This is a genomic window from Methylobacterium sp. AC832 (assembly GCF_979256025.1).
In genome coordinates, this window is the sequence record NZ_CEEDMV010000009.1 from 148,407 (window position 1) to 171,052 (window position 22,646).

Annotated in this window: 17 protein-coding genes; 11 read left to right on the forward strand and 6 right to left on the reverse strand. The window is 67.4% G+C overall.

What is annotated here, in order from left to right; all coding sequences use genetic code 11:
* The first annotated feature begins 140 nt into the window (after positions 1 to 140).
* On the forward strand, positions 141 to 965 hold the full coding sequence (panB, locus tag AC0IXR_RS22565; protein WP_419951364.1) for a 3-methyl-2-oxobutanoate hydroxymethyltransferase: 825 nt from the start codon (positions 141 to 143) through the stop codon (positions 963 to 965).
* 372 nt (positions 966 to 1,337) lie between these two features.
* Complete coding sequence (locus AC0IXR_RS22570) at positions 1,338 to 3,011, forward strand: methyl-accepting chemotaxis protein (protein WP_471762244.1); 1,674 nt, start codon at positions 1,338 to 1,340, stop codon at positions 3,009 to 3,011.
* Positions 3,012 to 3,089: 78 nt separating this feature from the next.
* On the opposite strand, the gene AC0IXR_RS22575 is transcribed toward AC0IXR_RS22570, so the two are convergent.
* Together AC0IXR_RS22575 and oxlT are read right to left on the reverse strand one after the other, a co-directional pair.
* Positions 3,090 to 3,275 carry a hypothetical protein gene (locus AC0IXR_RS22575; protein WP_461234435.1) on the reverse strand — a complete coding sequence of 62 codons (186 nt, stop codon included), beginning with the start codon at positions 3,273 to 3,275 and terminating at the stop codon, positions 3,090 to 3,092.
* 89 nt (positions 3,276 to 3,364) lie between these two features.
* Positions 3,365 to 4,672 carry an oxalate/formate MFS antiporter gene (gene oxlT / locus AC0IXR_RS22580; protein ID WP_471762245.1) on the reverse strand — a complete coding sequence of 436 codons (1,308 nt, stop codon included), beginning with the start codon at positions 4,670 to 4,672 and terminating at the stop codon, positions 3,365 to 3,367.
* Between the two features lie 510 nt (positions 4,673 to 5,182).
* Here oxlT and AC0IXR_RS22585 point away from each other — a divergent pair.
* The 9 genes from AC0IXR_RS22585 to AC0IXR_RS22625 all read left to right on the forward strand — a co-directional run bounded on the left by AC0IXR_RS22585 (position 5,183) and on the right by AC0IXR_RS22625 (position 15,739).
* Positions 5,183 to 7,483: a TonB-dependent siderophore receptor gene (locus tag AC0IXR_RS22585; RefSeq protein ID WP_471762246.1), complete on the forward strand. Its 2,301-nt coding sequence runs from the start codon at positions 5,183 to 5,185 to the stop codon at positions 7,481 to 7,483.
* A gap of 71 nt (positions 7,484 to 7,554) precedes the next feature.
* Positions 7,555 to 9,117 carry a PepSY-associated TM helix domain-containing protein gene (locus AC0IXR_RS22590; protein ID WP_471762247.1) on the forward strand — a complete coding sequence of 521 codons (1,563 nt, stop codon included), beginning with the start codon at positions 7,555 to 7,557 and terminating at the stop codon, positions 9,115 to 9,117.
* A 134-nt stretch (positions 9,118 to 9,251) separates the two neighbouring features.
* Positions 9,252 to 10,349 (forward strand): bifunctional DNA-binding transcriptional regulator/O6-methylguanine-DNA methyltransferase Ada, encoded by a 1,098-nt coding sequence (ada, locus tag AC0IXR_RS22595; protein ID WP_471762256.1) that lies wholly within the window; start codon positions 9,252 to 9,254, stop codon positions 10,347 to 10,349.
* A gap of 101 nt (positions 10,350 to 10,450) precedes the next feature.
* Complete coding sequence (locus AC0IXR_RS22600) at positions 10,451 to 10,723, forward strand: hypothetical protein (RefSeq protein ID WP_471762248.1); 273 nt, start codon at positions 10,451 to 10,453, stop codon at positions 10,721 to 10,723.
* A 222-nt stretch (positions 10,724 to 10,945) separates the two neighbouring features.
* Positions 10,946 to 12,103, forward strand: a complete 1,158-nt coding sequence (locus AC0IXR_RS22605; RefSeq protein WP_471762249.1) for an acyl-CoA dehydrogenase family protein — start codon at positions 10,946 to 10,948, stop codon at positions 12,101 to 12,103.
* A 33-nt stretch (positions 12,104 to 12,136) separates the two neighbouring features.
* Entirely contained in the window at positions 12,137 to 13,240 is a 1,104-nt protein-coding gene (locus tag AC0IXR_RS22610; protein WP_471762250.1) for an LLM class flavin-dependent oxidoreductase, read from the forward strand.
* The gene (locus tag AC0IXR_RS22615; protein WP_156467945.1) at positions 13,240 to 14,181 is read left to right on the forward strand and encodes an ABC transporter substrate-binding protein; all 942 of its coding nucleotides are present in this window, start codon (positions 13,240 to 13,242) and stop codon (positions 14,179 to 14,181) included. Before AC0IXR_RS22610 ends, AC0IXR_RS22615 begins: the two co-directional genes overlap by 1 nt.
* Positions 14,182 to 14,207: 26 nt before the next feature.
* Positions 14,208 to 14,747, forward strand: a complete 540-nt coding sequence (locus tag AC0IXR_RS22620) for a cupin domain-containing protein (protein ID WP_471762252.1) — start codon at positions 14,208 to 14,210, stop codon at positions 14,745 to 14,747.
* A 29-nt stretch (positions 14,748 to 14,776) separates the two neighbouring features.
* Positions 14,777 to 15,739: an aliphatic sulfonate ABC transporter substrate-binding protein gene (locus tag AC0IXR_RS22625; protein ID WP_471762253.1), complete on the forward strand. Its 963-nt coding sequence runs from the start codon at positions 14,777 to 14,779 to the stop codon at positions 15,737 to 15,739.
* Positions 15,740 to 15,811: 72 nt separating this feature from the next.
* On the opposite strand, the gene AC0IXR_RS22630 is transcribed toward AC0IXR_RS22625, so the two are convergent.
* From AC0IXR_RS22630 to AC0IXR_RS22645, 4 genes are all read right to left on the reverse strand, one after another.
* Positions 15,812 to 18,001, reverse strand: a complete 2,190-nt coding sequence (locus tag AC0IXR_RS22630) for a TonB-dependent siderophore receptor (RefSeq protein WP_471762254.1) — start codon at positions 17,999 to 18,001, stop codon at positions 15,812 to 15,814.
* Positions 18,002 to 18,426: 425 nt separating this feature from the next.
* Positions 18,427 to 19,260 carry an S-formylglutathione hydrolase gene (gene fghA, locus AC0IXR_RS22635; RefSeq protein ID WP_461234440.1) on the reverse strand — a complete coding sequence of 278 codons (834 nt, stop codon included), beginning with the start codon at positions 19,258 to 19,260 and terminating at the stop codon, positions 18,427 to 18,429.
* 193 nt (positions 19,261 to 19,453) lie between these two features.
* Complete coding sequence (locus AC0IXR_RS22640; RefSeq protein WP_471762255.1) at positions 19,454 to 20,590, reverse strand: S-(hydroxymethyl)glutathione dehydrogenase/class III alcohol dehydrogenase; 1,137 nt, start codon at positions 20,588 to 20,590, stop codon at positions 19,454 to 19,456.
* Positions 20,591 to 20,793: 203 nt separating this feature from the next.
* Complete coding sequence (locus tag AC0IXR_RS22645; RefSeq protein ID WP_471762258.1) at positions 20,794 to 22,635, reverse strand: ABC transporter ATP-binding protein; 1,842 nt, start codon at positions 22,633 to 22,635, stop codon at positions 20,794 to 20,796.
* Between the last annotated feature and the right edge of the window lie 11 nt (positions 22,636 to 22,646).

Consider the following 22,646-nt stretch of genomic DNA (forward strand, 5'->3'; position numbering starts at 1 on the left):
TATCGGTCAGCCGCTCCAGTTCTTTACCCTACAAGCGTCGAAGACCGTCATCACGACGGGTGATTTCAGCATTCCGAGCGTATAGACATCCCCGACATGCCTCCGGCCTTCGCGCCGTCGGCCGAACCGGGTTGAGATCGATGTCGCAAGTCGTTCAGTCACGCCGCATCCGTGCCGTGGACCTCGCCAAGCGCAAGGCCGAAGGCGCCAAGATCATCGCGCTGACGGCCTACCACGCCCATACCGCCAGCATCCTCGACCCTCATTGCGACTTCATTCTGGTGGGCGATTCCCTCGGCATGGTCATGCACGGGATGGAGACGACCCTGCCGGTGACCCTGGAGATGATGATCGTCCAGGCGCAGGCCGTGATCCGCGGCACCTCCAGGGCCCTCATCGTCGTGGACATGCCGTTCGGCTCCTACGAGGCGAGCCCGCAGCAGGCCTTCATGAGCGCCGCTCGCGTGCTGAAGGAGACCGGCGCCGGCGCGATCAAGATGGAGGGCGGCGCCCGTTTCGCCGAGACGGTCTCTTTTCTCGTGGAGCGGGGCATTCCGGTGATGGGCCATATCGGCCTCACCCCCCAATCCGTGAACACGATGGGCGGGTTCCGCGTGCAGGGACGCGGCGAGGAGGGCGAGCGCAAGCTGATGCAGGACGCCCAGGCGATCAGCGATGCGGGAGCCTTCGCCATCGTGCTCGAAGGCATCGTCGAGCCGGTGGCCCGCGCCATCGCCACGACCCCCTCCATCACCACGGTGACCATCGGCATCGGCGCCTCCACCGCCTGCGACGGCCAGATCCTCGTCCTCGAAGACATGCTCGGCTTGAGTGACCGGGTGCCGAAATTCGTGAAGCGCTTCGGCTCCTTGCGCGGGCAGATCGAGGGCGCGGTGGAAGCCTATGCGGAAGAGGTCCGCGCCGGCCGTTTCCCGGCGGACGAGCATACCTACCAGCCCATCTGAGCGAGACCGGTGCGCCGCCTGGGGCTCGCCCGTTGCCGGGCGCCCGTGAGCGGGGCCGATGTCGCGCCGAACCCGTCGACCACCGCGGCTTGAGCGGCGCCCGAAAGGCGTCGTCCAGGTCCTCGGCCGGTATCGTGATGGTCCTCTTCGATCCCCGTTGTCGAAGGCTCGAAGTTAAACGGCGTCAGGCTGTGCCGCCGCCCTTTCCCCATGACGCCAAATTGACGCAGAAGGCTGATTATTCATCGCCTGAACGGAAGCTCTTATGAGTTTATAAGTAATTTGCATAAAAATTGTGCGTCTTGAATGATGTGCCGCTGACCAAGTTGTGGACCCGCGACACCTCATCTGCACAGTTTGAAAGCATTCGCAATGAAGATGACGATCAAGCTGAGGCTTGTAGCACTCCTGGCTTGTATCGGCCTAGTTCTCCTTGCGACGTCAGGCATTGCCAACCTTGCTCTGCATTGGAGCAATCAAAGCCTCAAAACCACCTTCGACGATCGCGTCGTCCCCCTCCGACAATTCATCGTCATCCGGGATGCCTATGACGACCTGACCAACATCTCGCGCGCGTTGCGCAGCCGGCTGATCGAACCGGCCCAGGCCAGGGAGAAGATCGAGCGCGACCTCTCGAACATCACCACGCAATGGTCGGCCTATCTGGCCACCTACCTGACACCGGAAGAGGACATCATCGCCAAGGACCTGCAGGGGCGGATCGACGGGAATGGCCTCATCATGGCCGAGATCCTCAAGCGCGTCGCTGCCGGGGACGGTTCGGAATTCGAGACGACGCATGCGGACTTGCTGAAAGGCTTGCAGGCCACCAACCCGATGCTGACGAAACTGGCCACGCTGCAGGTGCGTGAGGCGGAGGCGGAATACAGGCGCTCCGAGGCGACGTCCGGTTGGACGCGGCTCACCTTGCTGGCCGCGCTCGGTCTGGCCGCGCTCACCATTGCCTACGGCGTCTACACGATCATCGCGCATGTCATCCGCCCGCTCGGCAACCTCGTCGGCGTTCTCCAGCGCATGGCCCGGGGTGAGATCGATGCGGAGATCAAGGAAGTCGCCCGCGGTGACGAGATCGGCGCCGTCGGCAAGGCCGTCGAGGGCATCAAGGCCATGGTCGCCCGCAAGGCCGCCGAGGAATTCGAGATCAAGCGCCGGGCGGACGAGGCTGCGGCGGCCGAGCGCAAGCGCACGATGATCGAGCTGGCGGACGGGTTCGAGCGTGCCGTCGGCGGTATCGTCGGGACCGTGTCCTCATCGGCCACCGAACTCCAGGCCACCGCACAGCAGATGACCGCCAGCGCCCACGAGACGGCGGCTCAGTCCTCCACCGTCGCGGCCGCCGCCGAGGAGGCCGCCACCAACGTCAACACGGTCGCGGCGGCCGCCGAGGAATTGGGCTCGTCGGTGCAGGAGATCGGTCGCCAGGTGTCCGGTTCGGCCATGCTCGCTCAATCGGCCGTGGGCGAGGCCGACCAGACCGTGCATCTGGTCCAGGCCCTGCAAACCACGTCGGGTCGGATCGGCGACATGGTGGGCATGATCTCGAACATCGCGAGCCAGACCAACCTGCTGGCGCTCAATGCCACGATCGAGGCGGCGCGCGCCGGCGTGGCGGGGCGGGGCTTCGCGGTGGTGGCGAGCGAGGTGAAGGCCCTCGCCGCCCAGACCGCCAAGGCGACCGAGGAGATCGGCCGCCAGATCGGCGAGGTGCAGGCCGTCACCGCTCAGGCCGTGATGGCGATCGGCGGCATCACCGGGCGGATCCGCGAGATCGACGACATGGCGGCCTCGATCGCCGCCGCGGTGGAGCAGCAGGGCGCGGCGACGCAGGAGATCGTCCGCAACGTCGCCCAGGCCTCGGCGGGCACCAACGAGGTGACCGGCAATATCGCCGGTGTGGCGCAGGCCTCGGAGGAGACCGGGATGGCGGCCGGGCAGGTCCTGTCCGCCGCCTCCGAACTGTCGCGCCAGTCCGAGCATCTCGGCGCGGAGGTCTCTCGCTTCCTCTCGACCATCCGCGCCGCCTGACCCGACGGGAATGGGACGCGGACCGTCGCCCATCTACCCAGGAGCGGCGTTCCCGAGAGAGGCCGGGCGCGGGTGTCCCTAGCGGACCCCGCCTCCGAAGGCCGTGGCGATCTCGAACGTGCCGCCGAGCAGGAAGTCGAGGGCCAGGATGAGCCCGAGGGCCGCGATGTAGACGACCGTGAACAGGTCCCTGTCCTCTTTGCCGGCCAGTATCAGGCCAGCGAAGGGAACGGTCTGGAGCGCCAGGATGGCGGGAAGGTGCATGACGATCCTCGAGGGGCGGGGGTATTCCCGGCCCCTCCCCGAGGAGGCCGGGCCTTCTAAGGCCGGACCGGTGACGCGATCCGGACGGATCAGACCGGTGTCCGCGCGAGGCGGGCGGGGCCGGATTCTTCGATCGTGTCCGAAGCCAGCGCCGGGCCTTGCGCGAGGTAGCGCGCCCGCATCGGCCGGAGCACGAACATCGCCAGGGCCGCTGCCGCCACGTTGAGCCCGATGATGATCGAGAACACCGCCGACCAGCCGTAGGTTGCCGAGATGACGCTCGCCACCGGCACGAGGAACGAGGCCGTCCCCTTGGCGGTGTAGAGCAGGCCGGCATTGGTGGTGGCGAAGGTGGACCCGAACGTGTCGCCGCAGGTGGCCGGGAACAGCGAGTAGATCTCGCCGAAGACACCGAAATAGATCGCCGTCGAGAACACGAAGACCAGCGGGTTGGTGCCGTAGCTCAGCAGCAGGACGATCGCGGCCGCCGCCGTCGCGAAAGCGATGAACATCGTGTTCTCGCGCCCGATCGTGTCGGAGACGAAACCGAAGAACGGACGCCCGAACCCGTCGAAGATCCGATCCAGGGAGATGGCGAAGGTCAGCGCCGCCATCTGCAGGCCGAACAGGCTGACGGGCACGTCGGCGACCCGGAAGTCATGGGCGATGGGCGCGATCTGCGCCGCTGCCATCAGACCGCCCGAGGCCACCATCACGAAGATGGCGTACATGACCCAGAAGACCGGGGTGCGCACCACCTCGCGCGGCGTGCGGTCGACCTTGGTCTGGGGCAGGCGCAGGCTCTTGCGCTGGATCGGCACGGCGACGGACGGCTTGCGCAACAGGAACGACAGCAGGACCACGATGGCGCCCTGGCCGAGGCCGAAATACAGGAAGGCGTCCTGGTAGCCGCTGCTGGCGATCATCTTGGCGATCGGCACCACCGTCACCGCGGCGCCCGCGCCGAAACCGGCTGCCGTGGCACCAGCCGCGAGGCCGCGCCGATGTGGAAACCATTTCAGGGCGTTGCCGACGCAGGTGCCGTAGACCGACCCGGCCCCGATGCCGCCGATCACCGCCGCGCCGTACAGCATCCACAGGGACGAGGCCTGGGAGTTGATGAGCCAGGCGAGCGCGATCATCACGCCGCCGAAACAGACGACGATGCGCGGGCCGTAGCGATCGACGAACCAGGCTTCCACCGGCACCAGCCAAGTCTCCGTGGCGACGAAGATCGTGAAGGCGAACTGGATCGCCGCGCGGCCCCAGTGGAACTTGGCGTCGATGGGATCGACGAAGAGCGTCCAGCCATATTGCAGGTTGGCGATCATCGCCATGCAGAGAACGCCGAAGGCGAGTTGCCGCCATTTGGCGGATGGTGCGTCCTGTCGTTCCATCCCTGAATCCATTCTTGTTTGGGTGTGTCGTTAAATCCCCACTCCATCATGCATCAAAATTCAAGGCATACAATATACCACGGATTAAAATTCCTGCTCGTTCGTGCGCATGGCGCGATGGCTAGTCTGTGTGCGGGTGGGGCCACCACGGGGCGGGTCGATCGCCTCGCCACGCTCGCGATCCACACCAGAATGGAGGGCAGAACGGCCATGCTTCCATTGCGGGACTGCACCGCGCGGGCGGGCGAGATTCACGCCAAGCGCCATCGCGAAGGGTAAAATCGTCTGCCGACGCCGTCCGCGAAGGAGTAACCTATTATAAAATCGGAGTTTTTATCTAAAACAGTTCTAGAAGATAGCACTTGCATGCAGAATAGCTTCTTTGCCAGATGATTTCACAACACGAATTAGAGAGCAGTCTTTCTTTGCAACGCTTCTAATTCATCAAATCCTGGCAAATCGGGTTTCGCTGTGCATCAGCCCTCGCTCAATTATCGCGGCCATTCTGCGATGTCGTCCGTTCGCGCGCCAATCATCCTTGCCCTGCTATCGAGCGTGGCGGTACTGGCTGTACTGTCGAAACCAGTCATGGCGCAGGGCGCGGACCACGCGGTGACCCTCGATACCTTGTCGGTCGATGGTGTCGCGGGACGTCCGAGCGCATCCGGCGCGGATGCCGGCGGTCCCGTCGGTCCAGTGCGCGGCTATACTGCCACGCGAAGCGTCGTCGGCACCAAGACGGATACGCCTATTCTTGAAACGGCCCAGTCGATTTCTGTCATCTCTCGAAAGCAGATCGAGGATCAGAACGCACTCACCGTCAACCAGGCCCTGCGCTACACGCCGAGCGTCACCACCGAGCAGCGCGGCGGCTCCGGCTCGACCCGCCTCGAACAGTTCCTGATCCGCGGCTTCACGGCTCCCCTCTTCCTCGACGGCATGCGCCTGCCAAGCAGCCGTGACGCTGGCCCGTCCGTCGATCCGTTCCGGCTGGAGCGCGTCGACATCATCAAGGGACCGGCCTCGGTCCTCTACGGGCAATCGGGCCCGGGCGGCATCGTCAACCTCGTCAGCAAGGTTCCGTCCTTCGTTCGCCACGGCGAAATCTTCATCCAGGGCGGGGATTACAACACCGTGCGCGGCGGCGTGGATGTCGGCGGCCCGATCGAGGGCCACGGCGTGCTGGCCGACCAGTTCGCCTACCGCATCATCGCGGCGGGCTGGAACGCCGACGGCCCGGCCAAGACCACCTCGATCGAGCGCAGCTTCATCAACCCCAGCGTGACGTGGCGCCCGTCCGCCGACACCTCGCTGACGGTCATCGGCCTGTACCAGCGCGACCCTTATTCCGGCTATTACGGCGCCCTGCCCGCCAAGGGCACGCTGTTCCCCTCGAATTTCGGTGTCGCCAACGGACCGCTCGGCCGCCTGCCGCGCAACTTCTATGACGGCGACCCGAATATCGAGCGCTCGGACCGCACCCAGGCCTCGGCGACCTATATCTTCGATCACCGTTTCGACGAGGGCATCCGCGTCCACTCGTCGGGGCGCTTCCTGCGCACCCTCGGCGATTACCGCAGCCTCTACGACGCCACCTCGAACAACCTCGCCTGGGGTGGCCGATTCCTCAATCGGGCCATCGGCGGCACCAACGTGGCCATCGACGCCTTTACCAACGACAACAACATCGTGGCCGATTTCCAGACCGGCCCGCTCGCCCATACCGTCCTCGTCGGGCTCGACCACCAGACGCTTTATACGAAGACGTTCAGCACACCGTTCCCGACAGTCCCCCAGAGCCTCGACGTGCTCAACCCGGTCTACGGACTGACCAATATCTCTTTCCCGGCCTTCTCGGGTTATTCCGACATCACCTCCCACCAGACCGGGATCTACTTCCAGGATCAGGTCAAGGCCGACCGCCTGACCCTGACCCTCGGCGGACGCTACGATTGGGTGAGACAGAGCGGCCCGACCCGGGACATGGCGGGTCAGCTCGTCAGCGATCAGGATGCGCCGAGCGAAGCCTTCACGGGCCGGGCGAGCCTGCTCTATCTCTTCGACAGCGGCATCGCTCCCTATGTCAGCTATTCGGAAGCGTTCGAGCCACAGTTTTCAGGGCAAATCTTCACCGGCGACCCAAGCTTCGGCCGCCTGCCCGATCCCATCACCAGCCGGCAATTCGAGGCCGGCGTTAAATACCAGCCCCCCGGCACGGACATCCTGCTGACGGCGGCGGCCTTCGACATCAAGCGCCAGAACTCGCTGTCTCCCGATATCGCCAACGGTCCGCGCTTCTCCATTCAGAACGGCGAAGTCAGCGTTCAGGGCGTCGAGTTCGAAGCGCGGGCCAACGTCACCGAGAACCTCACCGTCGTCGGCGGCTTCTCCCTCATCGACGCCATCAACTCCGCCGGCACCGGCACGACGCTGAACGAGACGACCCGCCAGACCGTGGGCCTCGTCGGCCTGCGTCCGATCCAGGTGCCGGACACCACGATCTCGCTCTTCGGCAACTATCAGGTCCGCACGGGCATGTTCGCCGGCCTCGGCTTCGGCGGCGGGTTCCGCTATCTCGGCGGCTCGCAGGGCGACGCCGCCAACAGCTTCAAGGTGCCGGCGAACCTCGTCGTGGATGCCGTCGCGTCCTACGACTTCAGCTACCTGTCGCCGAGCCTGAAGGGCATGCAGTTGCAGGTCAACGCCCAGAACCTCCTCGACGAGACCTACGTGCAATCCTGCGCCTTCCAGGCCTGGTGCTGGTACGGCGCACCGCGCACCGTGCTCGCGACGCTCCGGTATCGCTGGTAGAGAATGGCCGCGCGCCCGTCGGTGCCTCGACCGAGACCGCTTGAGAACGACATGCCAGAAGGATATGCGGCATGAAGAACGGCCTTCGCCAATCCATGGCCTGGTTGCACACCTGGTCCGGCCTCGTGGTCGGCTGGGTGCTGTTCGCCGTCTTCGTCACCGGAACGGCGAGCTATTATCGCACCGACATCACGGCCTGGATGCAGCCGGAGCTGAGGCAGGCGGCGCGGGCCGAGCCGGTCCCCGACCTCGCCCGCGCGGCGGAGATCGGGCTCGCCCATCTCCAGGCCCATGCCGCGGGCGCGCGGTCCTGGTCCATCGGCCTGCCGCAGCCGGACCGGCCGATCATCGACCTGTTCTGGCGGACGAAGCCGGGCACGCCCCCGAACATCGTCCAGCTCGACGGGCAGACGGGAGAGCCGGCGACCTTCAGGAAGACCAGGGGCGGCGACTTCCTCTACCGTTTCCATTTCGAGCTGCACATGCCGCCGCTCTGGGGGCGCTGGATCGTCGGCATCTGCGCGATGGTGATGCTGGTGGCGCTCATCAGCGGCATCATCACCCATCGCCGGATCTTCGCCGATTTCTTCACCTTGCGCCGGGACAAGTCGGCCCAGCGCGGCTGGCTCGACGCGCACAACGTCACCGGCGTGCTGGCGCTGCCCTACCACCTGATGATCACCTATACGGGCATCGTCACCCTGGCGATGATCTACATGCCCTGGGGCGTCACCGCCGCGTATAACGGCGATGCGACGCGCTTCTACGCCGAGACCGCCCAGATCACGGCCCAGCGCCCGCCCCTCGGCCAGCCCGGAACCCTGGCCCCGATCGGGCCGATGGTCGCCCGCGCCGTGGCGACGATCCACGAGCCGCTGGAGCGCCTGTCCATCGTCAATCCGGGCGATGCCCGATCCACGGTGATCGCGATCTTCGAGGAGCCGCACGGACTCGCCCACCAGCATCCGCAGATCGCCTTCGACGGCACCACCGGCGAGATCGTCGAGATCCTGCAGGGCGGGCTGAAGCCGGCGGCCAAGACCTTCACCACCATGGTCGGCCTGCACGAGGCTCATTTCGCCGGGCCGGCCCTGCGCATCCTGTTCTTCCTCTGCGGCCTGATGGGATGCGTCATGGTGGCGAGCGGGCTGATCCTGTGGTCCGTCGCCCGGCTGCCGAAACCCGGCGAGGCCCCGTCCCTCGGCCTTCGCGTGGTGCAGGCCCTCAATATCGGCACCGTCATCGGCCTGCCGGCGGGGATCGCGGTGTATTTCCTCGCCAACCGCGTGCTCCCTCCCGGCCTCGAGGGCCGCCTCGACTGGGAGGTCCGGGCCTTTTTCGGCGCCTGGATCGTGATGAGCGTGGTTCCGCTGTTCCGGCCTCATCGCGCCGCTTGGCGGGAGATGGCCGTCGTCACCGCGATCCTGTTCCTCGCCGTGGCCCTGGCGGACCTCCTGGCCGCCGCCGCGCCGTCGCCGAGCGCCCTGCTGCGGCATGATCCGGGCTTCCTCTGGTTCGATGCCGCCATGGTGGCCCTCGCGGGGCTGTTCGCGCTGGTCGCCCACAAGGTCGCGCATTTCCAGACGCGCAAGCGTGCGAAACCCGCCCCCGTCGGCGCGCCGAGGACGGCCTGAACCAAGGAGACGAAAGCGGGAGCAAGAACCGGGATGCGGCCGGCGAGCCTCGGCGCCAGTATGATGCCCTGAAGCGGCGGCCCGCGCCGTCGTCGCCCGATCAGGAGATCGACGCCGTGTCCGCCCCCGAACCGATGTCTAGCCCGGACGTCCCATCCATCGCCGATCCTGCAGGATGCCGCCTCGAAGGCGGCGACGCTGCGCGATGGGCCGCCCTCGCCTCCCGGGACGAGGCCGCCGATGGCAGCTTCGTCTATGCGGTGCGCACCACCGGGATCTATTGCCGGCCGAGCTGCGCCGCGCGTGCGCCGCGACCCGAGAATGTGAGCTTTCACGCCTCCTGCGCCGAGGCGGAAGCAGCCGGCTTTCGCGCCTGCAAGCGCTGCCTCCCCAACGCGCCCAGCCTCGTCGCGCGCCGGGCGGAGGCCGTCGCCCGCGCCTGCCGCCTCATCGACGAAGCCGAAACCCTGCCCGACCTCGGGGCACTGGCGGAGGCCGCCGGTCTCAGCGCGTTCCATTTCCACCGGGTGTTCAAGACGGTCACCGGTGTGACGCCGAAATCCTACGCGGCGGCGCGACGCGCGGAGGCTCTCGCCTCGGGCTTGAGCCGGGCGGCGTCGGTCACGCAGGCGATCTATGAGGCCGGATACGCCTCACCCAGTCGCTTCTACGCGGAGGCGACGAACCGCCTCGGCATGGCGCCCGAGACCTACCGCCGGGGCGGCGAAGGCGTCGCGATCCGGTTCGGGATCGGCCAATGCGCCCTCGGCGCCATCCTGGTGGCGGCGACAGTCAAGGGAATCTGCGCCATCCTGCTCGGAGACGATCCCGACCAACTGTCCCGCGACTTGCAGGACCGGTTTCCGAAGGCCGAGCTGCTGGGTGGCGACGCGGCATTCGAGAGCTGGATGGCCCAGGTGGTGGGGTTCGTCGCCACGCCCGCGTGCGGTCTCGGCCTGCCGCTGGATATCGGCGGCACCGCCTTCCAGCAGCGGGTCTGGGACGCCCTGCGCAAGATCCCCATCGGCACCACCGCGACCTATGCGGATATCGCCAGAGCCATCGGCGCTCCGGCGGCGAGCCGTGCGGTGGCGCTGGCCTGTGGCGCGAATTCCCTTGCCGTGGCGATACCCTGCCACCGGGTGGTCCGTTCGGACGGGTCGCTCTCCGGCTACCGCTGGGGCGTCGCACGCAAGCGCGCCCTGTTGACCAGCGAGGGCGTCGTCGTCTGAATCTCGATACGCCCGACCGATACCAATCACCGCGCTACCCCATCCGGAGGATGTGGCGCGGCCCGTCCCATGGCATGACCGTCCCGGAGAGGGAGAATGCCGTGACGACCGCCGAGACGCCGGATTTCTACTGGTTGGGTTTCGAAGCCTACGGGCAGGGCCAGACCATCGATCACGCCCCGGGCGGCAAGGATTCCGCCGACCGACTGGATTGGATCGACGGCTGGGAATTCGCCAAGTTCGCCTCCGCCGCCAGCCCCGATCTCGACGATCGCGATGAGATCGAGCCGCCGCGCCGAGCCGCAGAAACGTTTGTTTTGTCGAACGAATCGACCCGAACGAGCGCCGGACGGATGAAGGCCGACCGGGGGTGAGATTCGCATTCCCCCTCTGCTTTGAGCTGAGGGGAAAGGACTTTCGCGAAAGGGACGGATGAACGGCAAGGGCCTTCTCCGATCCTTCGTTCTTAAAAAAGAACGTTCCCGTTGACAGGGCGGGGTTTCGGCAGGACCATTGAGGCACTTGGTGAGGGGCTTTCGCGGCGTCTTCCGTGAGCCCGGCGATCCGACGCGTCCGAAGAATCCTGTCTTTTCCGAATGATCCTCTCCCCGCCTCTGCGCGACACCGCCGATGGGCTCGCCCGGCTTTTCGCCGAACGGGCCGACGGTCACGACCGCGCCGGTCGATTCGCGCATGACAACATCGCCGATTGCCGGAATGCCGGCCTGCCGGGGCTGACCGTGCCGCGCAGGCTGGGCGGCGCCGGCGCCGGTCTCGGGCAGGCCGCGATGGTGATCGGCACCCTGGCGCGAGGCGAGCCCTCCACCGCCTTGGTGCTCACCATGCACTTTCTCCAGCATGGGCTGATCCATGCGCGCGCAGCCTCGCCGGAGGAAAGCTGGCCCCAGGCGATCGCCGATGGGCTCGGTCGCGCGGCGGTGGAGGACGGCGCGCTCATCAACGCCCTGCGGGTCGAGCCCGAACTCGGAACCCCCTCACGGGGCGGCATGCCGGAGACGGTGGCTCGGGCGACCTCCACCGGATGGCGGATCAGCGGCCGAAAAATCTATTCCACCGGCAGCCCGGCCCTCACCCATGGCCTCGTCTTCGTCCGCACCGATGAGGCGGAGCCGCGCATCGGCAACATCCTGGTGCCGATGGCCTCCGATGGCGTGCGGATCGAGGAGACCTGGGATCATCTCGGCCTGCGCGCCAGCGGCAGCCACGACGTGATCTTCGAGGATGTGGCGGTGCCCGCCGACCATGCGGTGGACCTTCGCCCGCCCGAGGGCTGGCGCAAGCCGGATCTCCAGCAGCAGGCCTGGAGCACGGCGATGCTCTCCGCCCTCTATGACGGCGTCGCGCGCTCGGCCCAGGCCTGGTTCATCGCCTTCACAAAAAACCGCAAGCCCGGAAGCCTCGGCCAGAGCCTCGCGACCCTACCGCGTTTCCAGGAGGCCATCGGCGAGAACGAGCGACTGCTCGCCGTGAATGCCCGCCTGATCCGGAGCTTCGCCGCGGATGTCGACGGAGGCGCCTGCCCCTCGGTCGCCGAATCCGGCTTCCTCAAGACCACCGTCACCGAGAACGCGATCCAGCTGGTGCAGCGCGCCGTCGAACTCGCCGGCAATCCCGGCCTGTCGCGGGCGAACCCGCTGGAACGACACCTGCGCGACGTCCTGTGCGGGCGCATCCACTGGCCGCAGACCGATGCGGTCCGCATCGCCGCCGGGCGCGCCGCCCTCGGCCTCTGACCCCTTCCCAGTTACGGACTCAAGGAGATCGCGATGAGCTTTCCGTCGCCGGACGCCGTCGAATTCATCGGCTTCGCCGCCCCGCGCTACACCTCCGAGACCCATGCGCCCTCGGGCCCCGCCATCGACCGGGACTATCTCCGGCTGCTCGCCCAGGCCCATGAATGGGGCGGGTTCGACCGTATCCTGGTGGCCTTCTACGCGACCCAGCCCGACGCGCTGCTGCTCTCCGCCCAGATCGCGGCGGTGACCGACCGGATCGGCCTGATGATCGCCCATCGTACCGGATTCACCGCGCCGACGGTGGCCGCGCGCCAATTCGCGACCCTCGACCAGCTGACCGGCGGGCGCGTCGCCATTCACGCCATCAGCGGCGGCGACGACAGGGAGCTGGCGCAGGACGGCGACCACCTGACCAAGGACGAGCGCTACGCCCGCACCGACGAATTCCTCACCATCGCCCGGCAGGTCTGGACCGCCGAAGCGCCGTTCGATTTCGCCGGCGCGCATTACCGGATCGAGCGGGGATTCTCCGAGGTGAAGCCGGTGGACCCGCGCGGCATCCCGGTCTTCTTCGGCGGGGCCTCCCCGGCCGCCATCACTGTCGCCGGGCGTCACGCCGACACCTACGCCCTGTGGGGCGAGAGCCTCGATCAAGTCCGGGAGGCGATCGCCCGCGTGAGAGCGGCGGCTTCCCCCCATGGTCGCGATCCCCGGTTCAGCCTGTCGTTCCGGCCGATCCTGGCTGCAACGGAGGAGGAAGCCTGGGCCAGGGCCGAGGACATCCTGGCCCGCACCCGCGCCACCCGCGCCGCCAGGGGCCTCGGGCCGGCGCCGGTGCCGGAGAACGAGGGCTCGCGCCGCCTGCTCGCGGCGGCGTCCCAGGGCTCGCGCCTCGACAAGCGGCTCTACACCGCCATCGCCAGGGAGACGGGCGCCTCGGGCAATTCCACCGCCCTCGTCGGCACGCCGGAGCAGGTGGCCGACGCCCTTCTCGATTACCACGACCTCGGGGTGCGGACCTTCCTGATCCGCGGGTTCGACCCGCTGGAAGACGCCATCGCGTATGGCCGTGACCTGATCCCCACCTTCAAGCGGCTCCTCGCCCGGCGTGGGACACGGGCGGAGGCAGCCTGATGCGCGCCCTTATCACTCTCCTCGCCGTGCTGGCATTCGCCGGCATCGCCCGCGCCGACGAGACGGTGCTTCGCGTCGGCGACCAGCGCGGCAATGCCCGCGCCCTGATGGAGGCGGCCGGCGTCCTCGCCGACCTGCCCTACCGGCTCGAATGGAGCGAGTTTCCCGCCGCCGCCCCTCTTCTCGAAGCCCTCAATGCCGGGGCGATCGATGCCGGCGGCGTCGGCGACGCGCCCTTCACCTTCGCGGCCGCCGCCGGGGTTCCGGTGAAGGCCTTCGTCGCCTTCCGCAACAAGCAGGACGGCCTGGCGATCCTCGTCGCCAAGGATTCGCCGTTCAAGACGGTGGCCGACCTGAAGGGCAAGAGCATCGCCACCAATCGCGGCTCCATCGGCCATCAGGTGGTGCTGGCCGCGCTGGAAGAGGCGGGCCTGCCGGCCAATGCCGTGACCCTGCGCTTCCTGCCCCCGGCGGATGCCAAGATCGCGCTCGCGGGCGGCAGCGTCGATGCCTGGGCGACCTGGGAGCCCTACACCTCCACGGCCGAACTCGCCGGCCTCGCCCGTGTCGTGCGCGACGGCAACGGCATCACGCCGGGCCTGAGCTTCGCGGTGGCGAGCGACGCCGCCCTGAAGACCAAGCGCGCGCAGCTCGCCGATTTCGGTCGGCGCCTCGTGAGCGCGCGCGAATGGGCGCTCAAGGACCCCGCGCCCTACGCGGCGGTCTGGTCGAAGCTCATCGGCCTGCCGGAGGCGGTGCCCCTGCGCTGGTTCTCGCGGGCGGAATATCGGGCGGTGCCCATCGACGACGCGGTGATCGCCGACGAGCAGCGCAACATCGACCTCTATGTCCGTTCCGGGCTGATCCCCGCCGCGCGGGCGCCGCGCGCCGACATCATCCTCGATCGGAGCTTCGAACCGGCCGCGATCGCGGTACGTTGAACAGACCGCCGCCGAGGACCGGACCCATGCACGACCCTTCCGACCACAGCCACGATCATGCCCATTCCGACCACGACCACGCGCATGACCACGAGGCGGCGCCAGCCGCCGAACGCTGGAAGCATGACGGCGTGCGGGTGATCCCGGGCGACAAGCTCGATTCGAACACCGCCCAGACACCGGGCATGTTCCGGCAGGCGGCGATCAACCATGCCCGCGTCGGCGCGCAGAAGATCTGGGCCGGCACGGTGGCGATCGCCCCCGACGCCAAGACCGGCGTGCACCATCACGGCGCGCTGGAGAGCGTCATCTACGTGGTCTCCGGCCGCGTCCGCATGCGCTGGGGCGACAAGCTGGAATTCGTGGCCGAGGCCGGACCCGGCGACTTCATCTTCGTGCCGCCCTACGTGCCGCACCAGGAGATCAACGCCGATCCGGACCAGCCGCTGAACTGCGTCCTGGTGCGCTCCGACAACGAGGCGGTGGTGGTCAACATCACCGATGTGGAACCCGTAGAGCGTCCCGAGACGGTCCACTGGGTCGACCCGATCCACAAGCATCCCTGATTCCGCGCCATACCGAGAGACGCCGCTCCATGATCCATCGTCGCCACGCGCTGCGGGCCGCCGCCGCGCTGAGTCTTCTCGCCCTCGCCCCGGGACGCGTGCTCGCCGCCGAGCCGAGGACGCTACGCATCGGCTACCAGAAATCCTCGACCCTGATCGCCCTGCTGAAGCAGGATGGCAGCCTCGAGAAGGCACTGGAGCCCCTCAAGGTCGGGCTCACCTGGCACGAATTCACCAGCGGCCTGCCGGTGATGGAAGCGCTCAACGCAGGCCAGATCGACCTGTCGGCCGATGTGGCCGACACGGTGCCGATCTTCGCCCAGGCCGCCAATGCGCGGATCACCTATGTGGCGCAGGAGGCCGCCTCCCCCGCCGCGCAGGCCATCCTGGTGGGGGCCGATTCACCCATCAAGACAGTGGCGGACCTGAAGGGCCGCAAGGTCGCGGTGACGAAGGGCGCCGGCGCGCATTACCTCCTGCTCGCCGCCCTGAAGGCCGAAGGCCTTCCGTTCAAGGCGATCACGCCCGCCTACCTCACCCCGGCCGACGGGCGCACGGCGCTGGCCAGCGGCGGGGTCGAGGCCTGGGTCGCCTGGGACCCGTTCCTCTCGGCGGCCGAACTGCAGACGGGCGCCCGCGTCCTGAAGGACGGAACCGGCCTGTCGCTCTACAAGCGCTACTACCTCGCCTCGGACGAGTACGCGGCCAAGCACGGCGACATCCTCGACATCGTCTTCGCCAAGCTGCGCGACACCGGAACCTGGGTGAAGGCCAACCCGGACGAATCCGCGAACCGCCTCGGCGCGCTGTGGAAGCTCGATCCCGCCATCGTCGCGAAGGCCAATGCCCGCCGCACCTACGCGGTGGAGCCGGTGACCCGGGACGGTCTCGCCGAGCAACAGACCATCGCGGATGCGTTCCGCGCCGAGGGCCTGCTGCCGCGCGCCGTCGATGCCTCGGCGCCCGGCATCTGGGCGCCGACCAAGTCCTGACCGGCGAACGATAAATCCCGATGAGCCAGGCTCATCGGGATCGAAACGTCCCTCATCGCAGGAGGGGCGGGCTCACCACTTGTACGAGACGCTCGCGACGATCTTGCGCTGCGTGCCGTAGAAACAGGCTGTCGCGGACGAGCAGGACGAGACGAAGCGCTTGTCGCCGACATTGATCATGTTCACGGCGGCGCGCCATCCGGCGTAATCGTAATGCACCGCCGCGTCGAAGGTGACGTATTCGGGCACGACGAGGGTGTTGGCGACGTCCGCGTAGGACTGGCCGACATAGTTCACGCCGCCACCGAAACCGAAGCCTTTGAAAGTGCCGACCGGGATCGTGTAATCGGCCCAGAGCGAGGCGAGGGTCTGCGGAATGCCCACCGGGACCTTGCCGAGGTCGAGGACCGTTCCCTCGATGGTGCGCAGACCGTAGAGCGTATAGGCGGCCGTGAGGTTCAGGCCTTCGGCGAGGGTCGCCGTGGCCGAGAGTTCGAAGCCGCGCGAGCGCACCGAACCGATCTGCAGGTTGGTGAAGATGTTGTCCGGGTTCGGCGTCAGCGTGTTGTTGCGGACGAGATCGAAGGCCGCGAAGGTGAAGAGCGTGTTCCAGCCGACGGGTTGGAACTTGGTTCCGATTTCCACCTGATCGCCGGTCTCTGACTTGAACGGCCGGTTGTTCACGTCGGCGCCCGCCGTCGGGTTGAACGATGTCCCGTAGGTGATGTACGGCGCCAGCCCGTTGTCGAGATTGTAGATGAGGCCGAGCCGGCCGGTGAAGGCGCTCTCGCTGATCTGGGTCGATGTCCCGGCCGGGATCTTGCTGTCGATGTTGTTGTCGACGAAGTCCTGGCGACCGCCGATGAGGAAGGTCAGGCGTTCGGTGAGCGCGATCTGATCCTGCGCGTAGAGGCCGACCTGCTGGAGCTGCTGGTTCAGCACGCGATAGGGGGCGGGCGCGGCGGCGGCCTGGAAGTATCGCGGAGCGAGGATGTTCAGGGGCGGGGCCGGGAAGGTCGAAGCCTGATTGTCCGACAAGCTGTAGCGCTTGTAATCGACGCCCATCAGCACCGTATGCCCGAACGTCCCGTCGTTGAACCGGGCCTCGGCCTGATTGTCGACGGTAAAGATGCCAGCGCGGGGCGTCGTCAGGAAGCCGTAGCGGGCGAGCTCCGTCTGGGCGGCATTGTTGTAGCCGTTGGCGACGTAGCGGGAATCCGAGACCTCCGTGAACGAGTAGCGGAAGTTCTGACGCACGGTCCAGACATCGTCGACATGGTGCTCGAACTCGTAGCCGAGATTGGCCTGGTTACGGGTGTAGCGGTCCACCAGCGGATCGCTGGCGTTGAGCTTGCGGTCGATCCTGAGACCGGAAGCGTTGGTGCGCACGGTGCCGAAATACGGAAGGAACTGACCGGCACCGCCGGTCTCGTCGCGCTGGAAGCTCGTCAGCACCGTGAAGGTGGTGGCGCCGTCGGGCTTATAGGTGAAGCTCGGCGCGATGTAGTAGCGGTCCTCCGGCGCGAAATTCACCTGGGCGTCGCCGTTCTGGAAACGGCCGGTCAGGCGGTAGAACCAGTGGCCGGACTCGTCCACCGGCCCCCCGAGATCGAAGGCGGCGTAGCGCTGGCTGAACGAGCCGCCGCCGAGCTCGAGATAGCGCAGGGGCGTGAAGGTCGGCCGCTTCGAGACGATGTTGATGAGACCGCCCACGGGGCTGCCGCCGAAAAGGGTGGCGGCGGGGCCGCGCAGCAGCTCGATGCGTTCGGCGCCGAACGGGTCGATGCGGAAATTGGCGAACCCGGTCTGGAACAGCTGGAGCCCATCCCGGAACAGGCCGGATTCCGTGGCCGAGAAGCCGCGGATCAGGAACCAGTCGAGGCGCGTGTCCGGGCCGAACTGGTTGGCGTAGATGCCCGGCGTGTAGCGCACGGCCTCGGACAGGGTCTGCGAGCCCTGTGCCTTGATCTGATCGGCGCTGACGACGCTGATCGATTGCGGCGTGCGGATGATCGGCGTGTCGGTCTTGGTGGCCGTGGCGCTGCGGGTCGCGACGTAACCATCCACCGGGCCACGAGCGGTCTCGGGCGCGCTGCGGCCATTCCCCACTCCCGTGCCGCTCCCCGCGCCCGACCCTTCGACGCTCAGCGTATCGAGGGTCACGGCCCGTTCCTGCGCCGAACCGGCTCCCGTCAGGGCGAGCACCGTGATCGACACCCCGGCCGCGAGGACGGCGGAACGGGCGAATGGGGACGACGGCATGGACGGCCTGGCTCCGGATGACGGGCAGCAGAACGGGCTCGCGCAAGTGGCGAGACGTAGCCTGCAGTGTTCTTTAGAATTATGATAAACTACTGTAATACAACATGTATTCGCCCTTCCGCCGTAGCTTTCGGCTCGGTCGGTGGCAAGATACCGAACACTCTTCGTCGTTCGCCGTTGCTGCTTCGACACAGGCCGCGCAGGTTGTAATGCTTGTGCGCACTCAGCCTGCCGGAGATGTCACAGGCAGAAATGATGCGGGATCGGGGCGTGAGCCAGCGGATCGAAGCGGTGGAACCGGATGAGGGCCGGGGCCCGTTCTCGACGCGACGCTTTGCGTGGCGGAGTGCGGCCCGTCTCGGACGACGGCCGATGGACCCATCCCCGGGCGCGGTTGGCCGGGGATGGGGTGAGTGGCTGGGGCCTTACTTCAGGCGGTCGGCGGCCCAGGCGATATGATCGTCCATGAAGGTGGAGATGAAGAAGTAGGAGTGGTCGTAGCCCTCACGCATGTTGAGGGTCAGCGGGATGCCGGCTGTCTTGCAAGCCTCTTCGAGCAGCCAGGGCCGCAGGCCGTCATCGAGGAAGCTGTCGGCCGTGCCCTGATCCACGAGGAACTCCGAAAAGCGCTTGCCGTCCTCGATCAGCGCGGTGGCGTCATGCGCGCGCCAGGCCGCCTCGTTGGTCCCGAGATACTTCTCGAAGGCGGGCTTCGACCATCCGGCCGTGGAGGGCTGGGCGATGGGTGCGAAGGCCGAGCAGGACTTGAAACGGTCGGGATAGGTGAGCGCGATGGTCAGCGCGCCGTGGCCGCCCATGGAGTGGCCGAAGATGCCCTGGCGGGACATGTCCGCCGGGAAGTTCTCGGCGATGAGGGCGGGGAGCTCCTCGGTGACGTAGCTCCACATCCGGTAATTGGTGGCGTAGGGCGCCTCGGTCGCGTCGACATAGAAGCCGGCGCCCGAGCCGAACTGCCAGTTGCCGGCCTCGTCGGGAATATCCGCGCCGCGCGGGCTGGTATCCGGCGCCACGATGATCACGCCATGCTCGGCGGCGGCGCGGCGATACTCGCCCTTGTCCATGACGTTGGCATGGGTGCAGGTGAGGCCGGACAGGTACCAGAGCACCGGCACCGGGCCGTTCTCGGCCTGCGGCGGCACGAACACCGCGAAGGTCATGGGGCAGCCGGTGGTCTTGGCATCGTGCTTGTAGACGCCCTGCGTGCCGCCATGGGCGCGGGCCTTCGAGATGGTTTCCATGCGGTGATCTCCTGATGGGCGATGGTCGGTGCGGGCTCTTCCCTCCCCCCTCTGCGGGGGAGGGTGGGCCTCGCGTCAGCGAGGGTCGGGAGAGGGGAGCGCCGTATCCGGAGAGGGGGCCCCTCTCCCGCCTGCTCCGCAGGCACCCTCCCCCGCGGAGGGGGGAGGGTCGAGGCGTTTCGTCTCGATGGGATCAGTAAACCACCACCGAGCGGATCGACTTGCCCTCGTGCATCAGGTCGAAACCGTGGTTGATGTCTTCGAGCGGCATGGTGTGGGTGATCAGGTCGTCGATGTTGATCTTGCCCTCCATGTACCAGTCGACGATCTTCGGCACGTCGGTGCGGCCGCGGGCGCCGCCGAAGGCCGAGCCCTTCCAGACGCGGCCGGTGACGAGCTGGAACGGACGGGTGGAGATCTCCTTGCCGGCCTCGGCCACGCCGATGACGATCGACTCGCCCCAGCCGCGATGGCAGCATTCGAGCGCCTGGCGCATGACGTGGACGTTGCCGGTGCAGTCGAACGAGAAGTCCGCGCCGCCGCCGGTGACGTCGAGGATCGCCGCGACCACGTGATCGTTGCCGACCTCCTTCGGGTTGATGAAGTGGGTCATGCCGAACTTGCGGGCCATCTCCTGCTTGTCCGGGTTGATGTCGACGCCGATGATCTTGTCGGCACCGACCATCCGGGCGGCCTGGAGAACGTTGAGGCCGATGCCGCCGAGGCCGAACACCACGACGTTCGCGCCGGGCCAGACCTTGGCGGTGTAGATCACCGCACCGATGCCGGTGGTGACGCCGCAGCCGATGTAGCAGATCTTGTCGAAGGGAGCGTCTTCGCGGATCTTGGCGAGCGCGATGGCCGGCAGGACCGTGAAGTTCGAGAAGGTCGAGCAGCCCATGTAGTGGAACAGGCTGTTCGAGCCGCCCGGGCTGCCGCCGGTGGAGACGCAGGAGAAGCGCGAGGTGCCGTCCGGCATCACGCCCTGGCCCTGCGTGGAGCGGATCGCGGTGCAGAGGTTGGTGCGCTGCGACAGGCAGGACTTACAGCTGCGGCATTCCGGGGTGTACAGCGGGATGACGTGGTCGCCGACCTTCAGGTCCGTGACCCCGGCGCCGAGCTCGCGGACGATGCCCGCGCCCTCGTGGCCGAGGATCGCCGGGAACTTTCCCTCGGAATCGAGGCCCGACAGGGTATAGGCATCGGTGTGGCAGATGCCGGTGGCCATCAGCTCGATGAGGACTTCGCCGGCCTTGGGGCCTTCGATGTCGATGGTCTCGATGGTGAGGGGCTTCTTGGCCTCCCACGCGACCGCAGCGCGCGTCTTCATATCTCTATTCTCATGTCTGGACGATCACGGACGGTGTCGAACTGCCGACTCTTCGACTTCGCCTCATCCAGGGGAGGGCAAGCCGAACGGCCCGAAAATCTGTTTCGTGCAATGATGGTTCTGGAGACGAGATGCAACGCCCTCGGGCCGCGTGGGAGATCGCGTCGCCCCTGTGTTGTCGCGGAAGCATACCCGCCGGCGCCTCAGCGGTAGCCGGCGGCCTGCAGTTCGAACAATTCGGCGTAGCGCCCGCCCCTCGCCTGAAGTTCCTCGTGCGTTCCGGCCTCGATGACCTTGCCCCCGTCGAGGACGAGGATGCGGTCGGCCATGCGCACGGTGGAAAAGCGGTGCGAGATCAGCACGCAGCTGCGGCCCCGGCTGAGATCGCGAAAGCGCTGGAACACCTCGAACTCGGCGCGCGCGTCGAGGGCGGCCGTGGGCTCGTCGAGGATCAGGATCTCGGCCTCGCGCATATAGGCCCGGCTGAGCGCGATCTTCTGCCATTGGCCGCCCGAGAGGTCGACACCGTCGGCGAAGCGCTTGCCGAGCGGCTGGTCGTAGCCCAGCGGCAGGCGTTCGATCACGCCGTCGGCGAGGCTGCGCCCGGCGGCGCGGGCGATGCGGGCGGCGTCCTCACGCTCGTCGATGCGCCCGACGGCGACGTTCTCGGCGGCGGTGAAATCGAAGCGCACGAAATCCTGGAAGATCACGCCGATTCGGGCGCGCAGGTCGTCGAGGTCGTAATCGGAGAGCGGCCGGCCATCGAGCAGCACGCGGCCCTCGGTGGGGTCGTAGAGCCGGGTCAGGAGCTTGACGATCGTGGTCTTGCCGGCCCCGTTCTCGCCCACCAGGGCCAGCACTTCCCCGGCAGCGAGGCGGAAGCTCAAGGACCGGACCGCCCAGGTCTCGGTGCCGGGATAGCGGAACCCGACCTCCTCGAAGACGATGCCCTCGGTGATCGGCTGCGGGAACGGCACGGGCCGCTCCGGCGACCGGATCAGCGGCACCACCTCGAAGAACGAGAACAGGTCTTCGAGATACTGAGCCTGCGAGGAGATCTGCGAGAAGCCGAGCAGCAGGCCCTCGATCAGGCCGCGCAGGCGCTGGAACGAACCGGCGAGGAAGGCGAGGTCGCCGATGGAGAAGGCGCCCGCCACCGTGCGCCAGACGATGGTGGCATAGGCCGCGTAATAGGCGAGCGTGCCCAAGGCCGCGAAGAGGCCGCCCCAGCCGGCCCGCCGGATGGCGAGGGAGCGGTTGTCGTCCAGGAGCTTGGCGGCCACGATCCGGTAGCGTTCGGCGATATAGGCGTTGAGGCCGAAGAGCTTGACCTCCTTGGCCGATTCCACGCTGGCCCCGAGATAGCGCAGATAGTCGATCTGCCGCCGCTCGGGAGTGCGGGTCCAGGCGAGGCGATAGCCCTGCCGGTTGAAGTAGAGTTCGTTGAGGAAGGCCGGCACGAAGGAGCCGGCGAGCAGCAGGATCAGCCAGGGAGCGTAGGCGGCCAGACCGATCCCGAAGGCGACGAGCGTGATGAGGTCCTGCCCCTGCCCGAAGAGCTGGAACAGCAGGTTGGAGCGCCCGGTCACCTGCCGGCGGGCGCGTTCGAGCCGATCCTGCTGGGCGCTGTCCTCGAATTGCTCGAGGTCGAGGGCGGCGGCGTGGCGCATCAGCCGCAGGGTGGCGGCATTGGCGTAGCGGTCCGCGACCAGCCCATCGGTGAGGGTGCTCAGCCGCCCGAGCAGATCGGACAGGATGGCGAGGCCGAGCTCCACCGCCACGAGACCGGCCAATCGGGCGAGGGCCGGGTCCGCCATCCAGCCGGCGATCCCGGTTCCGGCGGGATGGGGCCGGGCATGTTCGGCGACGATGGCGTCGAGAATGAGCTTGCCGAGATAGAGCATCAGCACCGGCAGGCTCGCCCGTGCGAGACGCAGAGCGATGCTCGCCATCAGCAGGCGCGGGCTCGCCGCGTAGACGAGGCGAAACAGCGCCGGCAGGTAGCGCAGGGCGCCCACGCGCTCGACGACGAACCGGTTCAGCAAGGGGGCGAGGG